This window comes from Streptomyces sp. A01 (assembly GCF_059026195.1).
In genome coordinates this window covers 1-323 of sequence record NZ_JBWLKN010000142.1, presented here as the reverse complement: position 1 = coordinate 323, position 323 = coordinate 1, and the positions used below count along the sequence as shown (strand labels likewise).

Sequence of the window (323 nt, the reverse complement as noted above, 5' to 3'; positions counted from 1 at the left end):
GCAGTGCTTCCGTGCCGCCGTCCCGCCAGCTGGCGTGCCAGGCATACGCGGACTTCCGCGAGACCCGCAGCCGCCGGACGACCTGTGGCGGAGACACTCCTCGCGCGAATAACTCGGCGGCCTCGAACCGCACTTGCTCCCTTTGGGCCCGCTGCCTCGCGGTCAGGCCGCCACCATCGGGATACCGCATGCCACCGGACTACACCCATCACCGAGACCACCGTCACCCCAACCCGAAAACCTCAGTAGTGTCCTGCGCCGGAGATCCGTCGGCAGAAGCGGGCGAGGGAGTCGAGGATCTCCTCGGCTGTCTTGGTCCAGAT

General features: G+C 67.5%; 1 protein-coding gene. It reads right to left on the bottom strand.

The window, feature by feature from the left end:
* A partial coding sequence (locus AC5P1B_RS35920; protein WP_493892233.1) for a helix-turn-helix domain-containing protein occupies positions 1–190 on the bottom strand: 190 nt, incomplete at its 3' end.
* Positions 191–323: the final 133 nt, after the last annotated feature.